Annotated in this window: 11 protein-coding genes and 1 riboswitch; all 11 genes read right to left on the bottom strand. The window is 32.2% G+C overall.

The annotated features are described in order from the left end of the window. Positions 1-114: 114 nt before the first annotated feature. Positions 115-696, bottom strand: a complete 582-nt coding sequence (locus CHB67_RS12040; RefSeq protein WP_089382042.1) for a precorrin-2 dehydrogenase/sirohydrochlorin ferrochelatase family protein — start codon at positions 694-696, stop codon at positions 115-117. Between the two features lie 45 nt (positions 697-741). Continuing rightward, entirely contained in the window at positions 742-1,518 is a 777-nt protein-coding gene (gene cobA / locus CHB67_RS12035; RefSeq protein WP_089382041.1) for a uroporphyrinogen-III C-methyltransferase, read from the bottom strand. After that, positions 1,508-3,601, bottom strand: coding sequence for a HEPN domain-containing protein (locus tag CHB67_RS12030; RefSeq protein ID WP_089382040.1), 2,094 nt, complete (start codon positions 3,599-3,601; stop codon positions 1,508-1,510). The genes cobA and CHB67_RS12030 overlap by 11 nt, the downstream gene beginning before the upstream one ends. A gap of 98 nt (positions 3,602-3,699) precedes the next feature. After that, complete coding sequence (locus CHB67_RS12025; protein WP_089382039.1) at positions 3,700-4,947, bottom strand: sulfate adenylyltransferase subunit 1; 1,248 nt, start codon at positions 4,945-4,947, stop codon at positions 3,700-3,702. A gap of 115 nt (positions 4,948-5,062) precedes the next feature. Beyond that, positions 5,063-5,962, bottom strand: a complete 900-nt coding sequence (cysD, locus tag CHB67_RS12020) for a sulfate adenylyltransferase subunit CysD (protein ID WP_089382038.1) — start codon at positions 5,960-5,962, stop codon at positions 5,063-5,065. Positions 5,963-5,972: 10 nt separating this feature from the next. Then, complete coding sequence (locus CHB67_RS12015; protein ID WP_245813533.1) at positions 5,973-6,590, bottom strand: phosphoadenosine phosphosulfate reductase domain-containing protein; 618 nt, start codon at positions 6,588-6,590, stop codon at positions 5,973-5,975. Continuing rightward, positions 6,590-6,859, bottom strand: a complete 270-nt coding sequence (locus CHB67_RS12010) for a DUF2061 domain-containing protein (protein ID WP_089382036.1) — start codon at positions 6,857-6,859, stop codon at positions 6,590-6,592. Before CHB67_RS12010 ends, CHB67_RS12015 begins: the two co-directional genes overlap by 1 nt. Before the next feature lie 124 nt (positions 6,860-6,983). Next, positions 6,984-8,153 (bottom strand): trans-sulfuration enzyme family protein, encoded by a 1,170-nt coding sequence (locus tag CHB67_RS12005; protein WP_089382035.1) that lies wholly within the window; start codon positions 8,151-8,153, stop codon positions 6,984-6,986. 138 nt (positions 8,154-8,291) lie between these two features. Further along, positions 8,292-11,681, bottom strand: coding sequence for a bifunctional aspartate kinase/homoserine dehydrogenase I (thrA, locus tag CHB67_RS12000; RefSeq protein ID WP_176461267.1), 3,390 nt, complete (start codon positions 11,679-11,681; stop codon positions 8,292-8,294). Positions 11,682-11,777: 96 nt separating this feature from the next. Continuing rightward, positions 11,778-11,878: riboswitch (SAM riboswitch) on the bottom strand. Between the two features lie 79 nt (positions 11,879-11,957). Beyond that, on the bottom strand, positions 11,958-13,232 hold the full coding sequence (locus CHB67_RS11995) for an O-acetylhomoserine aminocarboxypropyltransferase/cysteine synthase family protein (RefSeq protein WP_089382033.1): 1,275 nt from the start codon (positions 13,230-13,232) through the stop codon (positions 11,958-11,960). A gap of 397 nt (positions 13,233-13,629) precedes the next feature. Beyond that, positions 13,630-14,058 (bottom strand): DM13 domain-containing protein, encoded by a 429-nt coding sequence (locus CHB67_RS11990; RefSeq protein WP_089382032.1) that lies wholly within the window; start codon positions 14,056-14,058, stop codon positions 13,630-13,632. Positions 14,059-14,133: the final 75 nt, after the last annotated feature.

Here is a 14,133-nt window from a genome sequence, read left to right as displayed (position 1 = left end):
CACTAAAAACGATAATTAATTCACATAAAAAACCTCAATATCAGAATTTAAATTCATGTATATTGAAGTAATTATAAAATACGAAGATTTTTAATTCAGTTAATAAGAGGGAAATTATTCATTCTTGTTAATGATTCCTTTAGTAAGTGTGTTTAAAGTGTCAACTTTTTCTTGAAAGTCGCCTTTTATTGTTTTTCTGAAAGCATTTAAGTTTTGAGCCAATTCATCTATATTTTCTGGAATTACTTCTTCAAAAAACTGACGTAAACGCTTTGCCAAAGTTGGTGATTTACCATTGGTTGAAATGGCTATTTTAATATTCCCTTTGGTTACAATTCCACCCATATAAAAATCGCAATAAGGTGGATTGTCAGCTACATTTACCAAAATACAACGCTCTTTACAATCATTATACACTTCAATATTAACAGGCACAACATCAGTCGTAGCAATTACCATATGCCGTCCTTTTAGGTAGGAAACCTTGTATACATCTTCAATTAATTCAATAGCATGTTTTTGCGCTAACTCAATCAATTCTGGATGAAATTCTGGAGCTACAACTGTAACCTTTGCATTTGGACTAGACTTTAACAAGAATGTTAATTTCTCAAGTCCAACATTTCCCCCTCCAACAATTAAAACATTTAACTGCGCTACTTTCAGAAATATTGGGTATAATTCGTTTTGACTCATAATAAATTAGTTCAACAAGAAACAAATATAGTAATGATTATTAATTTATTTTGAATTTAAAACTTCTGCATGAATATTTTCATAAAACGAACGAAGTTTGGCACTTTCTTTCACCACTTCACCAATTACAATTATTGCAGGAGATGTTAATTGTTTTTGAGCAACCACCGCTTCAATCGTATCAATAGTCCCTAAACCTAACTTTTCACTTTTGGTAGTACCATTTTGAATAATAGCCGTTGGCACTTCAGATTTATTGTACTTTTTAAAAATAGCAACAATCTCGTTCAACTTGCTCATTCCCATTAAAATTACTACTGTAGCTGTTGACTGCGCCGCTAAACACACATCATTAGATAATTTCCGTTCTGAAGTAGTTCCTGTAATTACCCAAAAACTTTCTGAGACACCTCTTTTGGTTAAAGAAATACCTTGACTTGCAGGTACCGCCATTGATGACGAAATACCTGAAATCACTTCAGTTTCTATCCCAAAAGATTCAATATAATCAATCTCTTCAGAACCTCTTCCAAATACAAAAGGATCACCTCCTTTTAAACGAACAGCTTCACCATATTCAAAAGCATTTTTTACAATTAATTCATTTATTTCATCTTGTGAATATCTGTGAAAACCTTTTCTTTTTCCTACAAAAATCTTTTCTGCATTTGGAGCATACGCTAACAATTCACGGTTTATTAAGGCGTCGTATAAAACCACCTTCGCTTTTGCCAACGCCTTTACACCTTTCACAGTTATTAAATCTGGATCTCCTGGACCTGCACCTATTAAGGTTACTTTAGGTGTTATTTTATTTTCCATCAGTAATCACTTGTGCTCTGTATGCATCTACCTTTTTATAATACAATTGAGCATCTATCAAATAATTTTGTGCAAATTCTTGAGTTGGCTCATTATTTTTTATTTGAAAAATGAATTCAGAAAATGGCACTCCTAAATCAATTTTATCGCTAAAAATCGCTTCAAAATCAGCAATAATTCCAGCGTGCGTATTTGTTTTTTTCCCTTCTGAAATTAACAATGCTTTTGCTGTATTTACAATACTTGAATAAGCGTAATAAATACTATCTGAATATTGGTTTAAATTTAATGATGCTGCTGAATTATCTAACTTTTCTTCACTTTCAAATAACAGTGTTGCAATTAAATCTATTACAACACCAGCACATTCACCTACTCCAACCGCCTTTTCGTAAGCTTGTTCGCTTCCCCAATCAATAAAATCTGATTGCTCTAAATTTGTGGTATCTGATAATGATTTTAATAAATCATAAAAATACTTTTCTCCTTGACGATCGTAATAATTTATAAACGATTCACCTACCGCAACATTTTCTTGATAATCAAATAAAATAGAACGTAAAGCTTGCGGCCCTCGTTTACTTGGAATTTTTAACACTTTATCTGCAATTCTTCCTTCACCATTTCCTAACACACTTCCACCTAACAACACTTGCAAAGCAGGAGCAACGTAATTTCCAGATTTAATAGACATGCCCTGAAAACCAATATGCGCCATTGTATGTTGCCCACAAGAGTTCATACAGCCACTAATTTTTATGGTAATATCTTTGTTATTTGCATATTGAGGGAACTCTACTTTTAACACTCTTTCTAACTCTGCAGAAACACCGGTACTACTTGCTATACCTAAGTTACACGTATCTGTTCCTGGGCAAGAGGTAATATCTAAGGTACTTTCATAACCTACATCAACAAAACCTAACTTTTGCAATTCAACATAAAAAAATGGCAATAATTCATTTTTTACGTGACGAATTAATATGTTTTGACGCAATGACAAACGAATTTCATTCCCCGCATAATTCTTAACTAAATCTGCTAAAATTCGTGCTTTATCTGTGTAAAAATCGCCTAAATGTACTTTGATTCCAATAGCACTAAATCCTTCTTGTTTTTGCGCAATTACGTTTGCTGTTTTCCAAGCTTCAAATGCAGCCTCATCCTCAATTACTACTACAGGAATTTCTTTAATATGATCTAAATTTATTTCTGAATCAAAATCAGTTGTGTCAATTGGAAATGTAGTTATTGACAATGCTTTTTGCTCTTCTTCAACTAATTTTACAAATGCCTCAAAACCAATATCTTTAATTAAGAATTTCAATCTGGCTTTGGCTCTTTTTGAACGCTCTCCATACCTATCAAATACACGCAATACAGCTTCAGTAACTGGAATAATTTTATCAGCTTCAATAAATTCAAATAAGGTATCCGCCAATCTAGCTTGAGAACCCAAACCACCACCAATCATCACTTTAAATCCTATAGTTCCATTTTCAATTTTAGCTATAAAACCTAAATCGTGCATAAAACTCAATGCCGTATCTTTATCAGTTCCTGAAAATGAAATTTTGAACTTACGCCCTAATTCTTGACAAATAGGATTTCTTAAAAAAAATTCAAAAACTGCATGTGCGTAAGGAGAAACATCAAAAGGCTCGTCTTTGTCAATACCAGCTGTTTCACTTGCTGTTACATTTCTAACTGCATTACCACAAGCTTCACGTAAAGTAATATCGTCTTTTTCTAGTTCTGCCCAAAGTTCAGGTGTTCTATCTAAACTTACATGGTGAATTTGAATATCTTGACGCGTAGTAATATGCAATCTTCCTCTAGAATATTCATCAGAAACATTGGCTATTCTATGCAGCTGTTCGCTTGTTAATTTACCGTAAGGCAACTTAATACGAATCATTTGAACACCAAACTGACGTTGCCCATAAACACCACGAGCCAAACGTAAACTTCTAAAACGTTCTTCATCTATTTCACCTTTGTAAAACAGTTGAATTTTTTTCTCTAAGTCAATAATATCCTTTTCGACGATCGGATTTTCGATCTCGCTTCTAAAGCTTTGCATTGTATGTGATTTTTTTAGTTAGTAATTGTTGTATCCCAAGCCCACACCTAAATATGAGCCAAAATAAAATATATGTAATTGATTTTTAGATAATTAACCTAGTCAATAAAACCTACCCCAACGGTATTATTACTTTGTGGATCAATTAAAATAAACGCCCCATTTGTTCTGTGTTCTTTAAATGAATCAAAGAAAATTGGCTTGTTTAATTGAAATGAAACCGATGCAATATCGTTCATTTGCAAACTTGAAACCCCTTCTTCAATTCCAGAATAATCTGGATGAATTTTATTGTGAATTGCACTCACTTTGGTTAATACTTTATTTACGCCATGCTGTAAAATATATTTTGAACCAGCTTCCAATTGTTTCCCATCCATCCAAGAAATGGTAGCTGTAAATTTCTTATCAACTTTTGGCAATTCATTAGCTTTTACAATCATATCTCCTCTACTTACATTTACATCATTTTCTAATGTTAATGTGATGGAAGATCTGCGTGCTGCCGTTTCGTATTTTTTATCGTAGAAGTAAATTTCTTTTACTTTTGATTTTGTTTCTGAAGGTAACACTACAATTTCATCTCCTACTGAAATATCTCCACCATAAACTTTACCTGCATACCCTCTATAATCGTGGTATTCTTCAGTTTTTGGACGAATTACATATTGAACAGGGAAACGTGTTCTTCCGCTATTATACACATCTTTTGTGTCAATTTTTTCTAAATGTTGTAATAATGTTTCTCCATCATACCAATTCATACTAGTTGATCCTTCAACAACATTATCACCTTTTAAAGCACTTACTGGAATAAATGTAATTTGTTGATCTTCGTAATCACTTTTTTCAACTACTTTTTGAAAATCGGCTTTAATTTCATTGTATCTTTCTTCAGAAAAATCAACTAAATCCATTTTATTAACCGCAACAATTACATCTTTAATTCTCAATAAATTATTGATAAAAAAGTGACGATATGTTTGCTCAATAACACCGTGACGCGCATCAATTAAAATAATAGCTACTTGTGAAGTGGATGCTCCTGTAACCATATTTCTTGTGTACTCTACGTGTCCTGGAGTATCAGCAATAATGTAACTTTTTGTTGCTGTTGAAAAGTAAATATGAGCTACATCAATTGTAATTCCTTGCTCACGCTCAGCTACCAAACCGTCTGTTGCTAAAGAAAAATCTAAATAATCGTATCCTTTTTGTTTTGAACTACGTTCTATTGCTTCTAATTTATCACTTGTTAACGATTTTGTATCGTACAACAAACGTCCTATTAAAGTACTCTTTCCGTCATCTACACTTCCTGCTGTTGCTATTTTTAAAACTTCCATTTTCTTGTTTAGCTTTTTACCATTCGCTCTTGGCTATTGGCTTAATTTTATGTTTTTTTTAATTTGCTAAAGGCTAAAAGCCACTAGCTAAAGGCAAAATTTTCTTTCGAAAATTTTAGAAATACCCTTGTTGTTTGCGCTCTTCCATTGCTGCTTCAGATCTTTTATCATCAATTCTAGCACCACGTTCTGAAATACTTGAATCTCTAATCTCCTCAACTACCTTACTAATTGTAGTTGCATAAGAATCTACAGCTGCTGTACAACTCATATCTCCAACCGTTCTAAAACGAACCATACGCTCTTCAACTTCCTCTTCTTCATCTCTATAAACGTATTCTGATGCTGACCAAATAAGTCCGTCTCTTAAAAACACTTGACGTTTGTGTGCAAAATAAATTGAAGGAATTTCTAAATCTTCACGTTCAATATACGTCCACACATCTAATTCTGTCCAATTTGAAATTGGAAAAACACGAACATTTTGTCCAAAGTCAATTTCACCGTTTAACATATCAAATAATTCAGGACGTTGGTTTTTTTCATCCCATTGCCCGAAATCATCACGCACTGAAAATATACGCTCTTTAGCTCTTGCTTTTTCTTCATCACGACGTGCACCACCAATACAAGCATCAAATTTAAACTCTTCAATAGCATCTAATAAAGTGGTCGTTTGCAACATATTTCTACTTGAATATCTTCCTGACTCTTCCTTCACTTTTCCTTCATCAATAGAATCTTGTACATTTCGTACAATTAATTCTAAGCCTAATTCTTCAACCAAACGATCTCTAAATTCAATAGTTTCAGGAAAATTGTGTCCTGTATCAATATGCATTAATGGAAAAGGAATTTTAGCAGGATAAAATGCTTTTTGAGCCAATCTTACTAAAGTAATTGAGTCTTTTCCACCAGAAAATAATAATACTGGTTTTTTAAATTGCGCTGCAACTTCTCTAAAAATATAAATTGCTTCGTTCTCTAATGCGTTTATTTGTAACGTATCTGTCATTATTCTATTTTTATGAATGCAATCCACATTCTCTATTCGATAATACTTTTGTTGGGTCAAAATACTTAAACTCATTTGGCAAATTACGCTCTTCTAAATAAGTATCTAATTGTTCATCTGACCAATGATAAAAAGGGCTAACTTTTAACAAACCGTCTTTACTCATAGAAACAATATCAATACTGTTTCTAAATGCTGTTTGGCCTGCTCTTAAGTTTGTAAACCAAACATCAGGCTTATGCTCTGCCATTGCTCTATTAAAAGGTTCTAACTTTACTTGTTCTGTAAAAATAGCGTGGTTAGGATCTTCAATTTGAGGAATTCCCATTACAGCATCTCTGTAAGATGATGTTTGTTTTGGCACATATAAATGCACATTTAATTCTAAAGAATTAATCAATTCATTTGCATGCTTATACGTTTGAGGTGTGTTATACCCCGTATCACACCAAATCACTTTTAATTCTGAATCTACTTGTGTACAAGCACTTAAAATTGCCACCTCATAAGGTCTAAAATTTGTAGTTACCAAAGGATTTTTAGCAATACTTAAAGCCCAAGTAATTATTTCCTCAGGTGATTTCCCTTTTAAATCTTTATTTATTTGTTCTATATCTAAATTCTCCATTATTTGCCCCATTTTACAATATTCCAAAGTCTTTCATGAAAAAAGTACAATACCATTTTTGTTAACACCTCAATTGACCCTATAGACAATGCCAAGGTAATTTCCCCTGTTATAATCCAAGAAATAACAATAGTATCTATAGTACCTAATATCCTCCAGCTTATAGCCTTTACAATACTTCTTGCAGGTTTTTCAGAAGATTTATCACTTTTAAATGAATCTTCCTCTTTGTTGTTTTTGTTTGAAATAAAAAATTGATCTAACACCATTCTATTTATTAACTATTTTTTCGGGTACAAACATACACTTTTTTTATTACCCTACCAACTCGATAGGCTTTTAGATTATTAGTTGTGTAAGTTTTAACATATCTACATAAATATCCCTAAAAATTTACGATTTTAACGCTTGAGTAATGTCTTCAATTACATCATTTACATTTTCTAACCCAACTGAAATACGAACCAAACCTGGCGTAATACCTACTTCAAGCTGTTCATCTTCACTTAATTTACTATGCGTAGTCGATGCTGGGTGCGTAACAATAGTTCTGGTATCTCCTAAATTAGCCGACAATGAGCACATTTTAATACTGTTTAAAAATTTACGACCAGCTTCAATACCTCCTTTTACCTCAATAGCAATAATATTTCCACCTAATTTCATTTGCTTTTTAGCAATTTCATATTGTGGATGCGATTTTAAAAACGGGTATTTTACTTTTGAAATAAATTCATTATTTTCTAAAACCTCGGCAATTTTTAACGCATTTTCACAGTGCCTATCAACACGAACTGCCAATGTTTCCAAACTTTTACTCAAGGTCCAAGCGTTGAAAGGCGCTAATGACGGACCCGTATTACGCGCAAATAAATAAATTTCACGAATCAAATCAGCTTTTCCAACGGTTACTCCTCCCAAAACTCTTCCTTGTCCATCCATTAATTTGGTAGCAGAATGTACCACTAAATCTGCACCATATTTTATAGGCTGCTGAATGTAAGGTGTTGCAAAACAATTATCAATAATTAATAATAAATTGTGTTTTTTAGCAATTGCACCCAACAACTCTAAATCTATAATATCAACTCCAGGATTTGTTGGAGATTCTGCATATAATATTTTTGTTGAAGGCGTAATTAGCGCTTCAATTTCATCAGGATTATTAATATCAAAATAAGATGTTGAAATATTCCACTTCGGAAAATACTTGGTAAACAACGTATGTGTTGAACCAAAAATTGAACGTGCCGAAACAATATGATCTCCGCTACTTAACAACGCAGCAAAGGTTGAATAAATAGCTGCCATACCTGAAGCAAACGCATAACCATCTTCTGCACCTTCCATTTTCATTACTTTCTCAACAAATTCAGAAGTATTTGGATTGCTATAACGCGAATAAATATTTTTAATTTTTTCTTCAGTAAACGAAGCTCGCATATCTTCAGCATCATCAAACACAAAACTTGAAGTTACATACATTGGTGTTGTATGCTCCTGAAATTGAGATCGTTCTATTTGCGTACGTATCGCCTCTGTTTCAAAATTTTTGCTATCCATTTTAATCTATTACTTTTTTTGGGCGTTCCCTTTCAGGTCGCGCTATCCGTTAAATCTTTTTTTACGTTACACATCAAAAAAGGATATCACTCCTATCGCTAACGCATTTTAAACCTGTTAGGTTCTATATTTTATTTCTTAATTTTTTTCTGCCAATCGTAAAATATCACCAAATACACCTCTTGCAGTAACTGCAGCTCCGGCTCCGGCTCCTTGAATTACAATTGGTTTTTCTCCATACGATTCTGTAAATACTTCAAAAATAGCATCGGCACCTTGAATTTGACCTAAAGCACTATTCGCAGGTACTGAAATTAATTTCACTTCTAACACTCCTTTATCTTGTTGTAAATCCCCAGACAAGTCACCAATATATCGCAGCACATGACCTTCTTTTTGAGCATCTTTTATTGCTTTATAAGGCGCATCCATTTCAGCTAATTTACCTAAAAACTCTTCTGAAGAACCTTCTCTTAAATCTTCAGGAATCAAGTTTTCAATTTTCACATCGGTAAACTCATTTTGCAAATCCAATTCACGAGCTAAAATCAATAATTTACGTCCAACATCATTTCCACATAAATCTTCACGCGGATCAGGTTCTGTATAACCCTTTTCAATAGCTTCTTTTAACACCTCACTAAAAGGTCTGTCTTGCACTGAAAAATTGTTAAACAAATAACTTAACGAACCAGAGAACACACCTCTAATTTGCGTAATATTTTCACCAGAATCGTGTAATAACTTTATAGTATCAATTAATGGCAAACCTGCGCCAACATTGGTTTCGTATAAATATGCTTTTTTATTTTCCTTTAATTTTTTACGCAATTCTTTATAAAACTCATAATCTAATGTATTGGCAATTTTATTTGAAGAAATTAAATCGAACCCGTTTTCAACTAAATCAATATAATTTTGAACAAAGGCACTATTTGCCGTATTGTCAATGGCAATTAAATTTTCTAAATGATTTTTCTCTGCGTAATCTATAATTGTTTGAACATTATTGTCTTCAGAAGCATTTGCTAAATCTTGCTCCCAGTTTTGGTCCACTCCATTTTTATTCAACAACACTTTTGAAGAATTTGCCACAGCAAAAATATTTAAGCTGATGTTCTTTCTTTTTATAATATTTTCTTTGCTCTTTAAGATTTGGTTAATCAACGTTCCACCAACTAATCCTTTACCAAAAATAGCTATGTTAATATTTTTTGATACTCCAAAAATTTCACCGTGAATTACATTTACCGCTTTATTTAAATCGGTTTTCTTTACCACCAAACATACATTTTCACCAGTAACCGTATTGTTAATTAATATTGGTGTAATATGGTTTTTAATTAAAGCGCTATACGGCTGATTGAAAGAGTGTAAGCTTTGCCCTACAATTGAAATTACCGACACATTTTCTGTAATATAAATCTGACTTACATCTTTACTTTGAAACTCTGTTTTAAACTCTTCTTCTAAAACTCTTTTTGCTTTGTAACCATCTTTAGCGTCAACAATAAACCCAATTCCTCTTTCCGAAGAACCTTGAGAAATAATACTAACACTAATTTTTTCTTTTCCTAAAGCTCCAAAAATTCTACCATCAACACCAACTTTACCTAACAATCCTCGCCCAATTAAATTTACCAAAGCTACATCTTGCTCAACTGATAATGATTTAATTCCGCCACGCTCTGTTTCAGAACCAATTAAAGTTCCCGTATTATCATTGTTAAACGTATTTAAAATCCTTAACGGAATATTTTTTTCAATTAACGGAATAATTGTTTTTGCGTGTAAAATGTTTGCTCCAAAATTGGCCATTTCATTGGCTTCTTGATAACTTAATTTTTCAATTTTTTGAGCATTTTCAACTAAATCAGGGTTTGCCGTGTAAATACCATCAACATGCGTGTAATTTTGAAATTCTTGAGCATTCAAAAAATTAGCAATTAATGAAGCTGAATAATTACTTCCATTTCTTCCTAAGGTAGTTGTTTCACCTTGTAAAGTTGAACCAATAAAACCAGTAATAATTTGAGTAGTATCTTCAGGCTGTGTTCTAAAATATTCGATCACATTTTCTTCTGAAGTTGTTTCAAAAGGCTGTGCATTTCCAAATTGATTGTTTGTTTTAATCAGCTTACGCGTATCAGCAAAAGTAGCATTTACGCCTTGCTTGTTTAATAAAAAAGCAATTGTTTTAGCCGACATTATTTCACCTTGAGCCAACACTTGGTCTTTTACTTTAGCACTGTAATCTCCCAATAAATTTACCCCTCTAAAAATTTCATCTAACAATTGAAACTCCGAAGATAAATCAATATCAGAAGCAACATCTAACTGGTAATTTTTCACCAATTCAAACTCTTCTTTATATGGTAAACTGCTCTTTGCTTTTTCTAAAATAGATTCTAAATGATCGGTAGTTTTACCTCTTGCTGAAACAACAACAGCTATTTTTTCATTATTTTTGACTTTAGTTGCAATAATGCTTAAAACACTATCTAAACCTTTACCGCTCGCTAACGATTTTCCTCCAAATTTTACTACTTTCATATTTTTATTTTTAGAACTTTTATTAAAAATTGGTTCTATAATTTTTCCTAATTGTTTGTACTCTATTAAAAATGCATCGTGTCCGTGTACCGAATTAATTTCGTTGTACGTAACATTGGGATGCGTAAGTGCTAATTGTTTGTGCGTTTCTTTGTTTTCTTCTGCCGTAAAAAATAAATCAGAATCAACACCAACTATATGAATATTTGCTTTGATAGTATCTAAAACATGTTCGTCTCGTCCTTTAGTTACATCAATAGATCTCAACAGCTGATTCATTAATTTATAGGCCGATAATTGAAAACGTTCTTGTAATTTTTTACCGTGATGTAGCAACCAACTTTCAACATTAAAAATCTCTAATTCATCATTTTTTGAACGTTGAAAACGCTCTTTAAAAGATTCAGGAGTTCTGTAACACAACATGGCGTGCATACGCGCATCGTGCACAGGATTACTAGAGTTAGTTAAAAATTGCTCTTGAATTTGACAGTTTGCAATTAACCAATCTGTAGATTTCCAATCGGTAGCTACTAAAATTAAATGCGCTGTAATATTTGGCTTAATTACAGCCATTTCCCAAGCAATTCCTCCACCTAAAGAACCTCCAATAAGTGCAAAAAGTCCTTCAATTTTTAATTCTTTCAATCCTAATAAAAAGATATTTGCAATATCACGTACTTCAAAATCTTTGTAATTTTCAATCAAAAAACCATCATAACCATTCCCAGGAATATTGAATGAAATAATTGTATAAAAATTAGTATCAATTACTTTATGTTCACCCACTAAATCTATCCACCAACCATTATCACCAGCAACATTGCTGTTACCTGTTAATGCATGATTCACTAAAATAATAGGCGCCGTATATAATTCTTGCCCAAATACTTCATAGGAAAGTTGAATGTGTTCATTTTTAATTCCTTTTTCAGAAATAAAATTAGTGAGTGTTATTTGTTTTAATTGATTCATCAATAATTATTTAAAAATAGCTTCCTTTTCAGGCTTGTTTGTACTTAAAAAATTATTGTTATGAGAAATGCAGAAATTACCTGTAGTAATTACGTTTCGTTATCTATCCATAATGGGTAGAATTTAGCACCTTCTTTAAAAATAAAGGGTTGCTAAGGCTTCAACGGGTCTATTCCCTCTGCCTTTCTTGATAACAATAGTCTATAAGTTTATGAACTAAAACGCAAATTAACGCAATTTAAAATTCTCACACAATACTTTCACAATAATCCTTTGTTAAATTGTTGTAAATGCTGCTTCTAAATCTGCTTTTAAATCTTCTATATCTTCTAAACCAACAGATAAACGAATTAAATCTTGCGTTACTCCTGATGCTTCTTGTTGCTCATTAGTTAATTGCTGATGTGTTGTACTTGCTGGGTGAATAATTAATGATTTTGTATCGCCAATATTTGCTAATAATGAAAATAGTTTAGTTGCATCAGTTACTTTTTTAGCCGCCTCAAAACCACCCTTCAAACCAAAAGTTACCAAACCACTTTGTCCTTTTGGTAGATATTTTTTAGCCAACTCATTGTATTTACTACTTTCTAATCCTGGATAATTTACCCAAGCAACTTCCTCTTTACTTTCTAACCATTGTGCTAATTCCAATGCATTTGCACTGTGTTGTTTGATACGAACTGGTAAAGTTTCTAACCCTTGAATAATTTGAAATGCGTTGAACGGACTTAAAGCGCCACCAAAATCACGTAATCCTTCTAAAATTAATTTAAACGTAAATGCTGCTACTCCTAAAGCCTCACTATAAACCAAGCCGTGGTAACCAGCTGAAGGCTCCGTAAATTCAGGGAATTTTCCACTAGTCCAATCAAAAGTACCTGCATCAATAATAGCGCCTCCTAATGAATTCCCTTGTCCGCCAATATATTTTGTTAATGAATGAATAACTAAGTTAGCACCGTGCTTAATTGGATTTAATAAAGCCGGACTTGCTACTGTATTATCTACAATAAATGGTACACCTGCTGCTTTTGAATGCTCAGCAATTGCTTCTAAATCTAATACATCTAATTTTGGATTTCCTAAAGATTCTACAAAAAATGCTCTAGTATTGTCTTGAACAGCATCTTTAAAATTCTCAGGGTTTGAAGCATCAACAAACGTAGTTGTAATTCCTAATCTTGGTAAAGTAACATTTAACAAAGTAAAAGTTCCTCCGTACAAACTACTAGAAGCTACAATATGATCTCCTGCTTTTAATAATGTTAGTAATCCTGTTGAAATTGCTGAAGTTCCCGAAGCAAAAACAACTGCCCCTACACCACCTTCAATAGCTGCCAAACGTTGTTGTAAAATATCGTTTGTTGGATTGTTTAATCGGGTATAAATAAAACCTAATTCTTTTAATGAAAATAAATTAGCAGCGTGTTCAGTATCATTAAACACATACGATGATGATTGATAAATTGGAACAGCCCTAGTTCCTGAAGTTTGTGTTGTATCGTGACCTGCGTGTAATGCTTGTGTTGAAATTTTTTGAGTACTCATAATGCTATATTTTTAATGTTTTTTTTTAATTTTTAAAATAAAAAAGTCCCTTGGGCATTAGGTATTACCAAAGGGACTCTTATCTATTTAGATATTCATTTCCTTTTATTTTTGGCAATACCATATCATTGTGCTACGCATCATTTGCATACACATTATACATTGGTTTGTCATGTTTTTTTGGAAAGTAAAATTCATTTTTCTAATTATTTTGTAAAAAAAAACCTCTGATTTCTCAGAGGTTTCTATATGTTTATGTTATTAAGTTTTAAACAATAGCAGCCTCTGTGTAAATTTTACACATCATACGGTACATAATATTAAACTTAATTGTCATTTTTTCGATTTTTATTGATGCAAATGTAATCACATTTTTTTAATATGCAACAATTGTTACCTATTTTTTTAATTCAGCATAACCAAAACTAACCGAAAAATCTACACACCAAATGTTGACCAATTTATATTTTCCAATATCTGTTCCATCAGGAATTGTATAATTATAATCTCCTTCAATCCCTTTTAAATCACCTAAGTTTACATACTCCGTAGCATCCGTATCAGTTGTTAAATAAACCAATAATTTAGGACCATTATCGGTTTTGAAATTTTTAAAATCTAATCGTGACATATCATCACTTACCGAAACAACCCCAGATGTTGGATGTGCTAGTGAAACAAAATTACCAACATACATATCGGTACCCATTTCTTGAGTTTCATCTACAACTATTTCGGTACTGTTTTCAATATCCATTTCATCATCATTGTTTGAACAGTTAACCAATAAAATCCCTAAACAAAGTAACGTAACTATTTTTTTCATTTTAATAAGTTTTAACTTTTGGTCGCAACAAAACTAATTACTTACAGAAATATTAAATTTTTATCAAAAAAAAAC

This window comes from Lutibacter agarilyticus (genome assembly GCF_900188235.1).
Lineage (GTDB): Bacteria > Bacteroidota > Bacteroidia > Flavobacteriales > Flavobacteriaceae > Lutibacter > Lutibacter agarilyticus.
The sequence above is the reverse complement of the archived record's forward strand: the minus strand, read 5'-3'. Positions and strand labels throughout refer to the sequence as shown.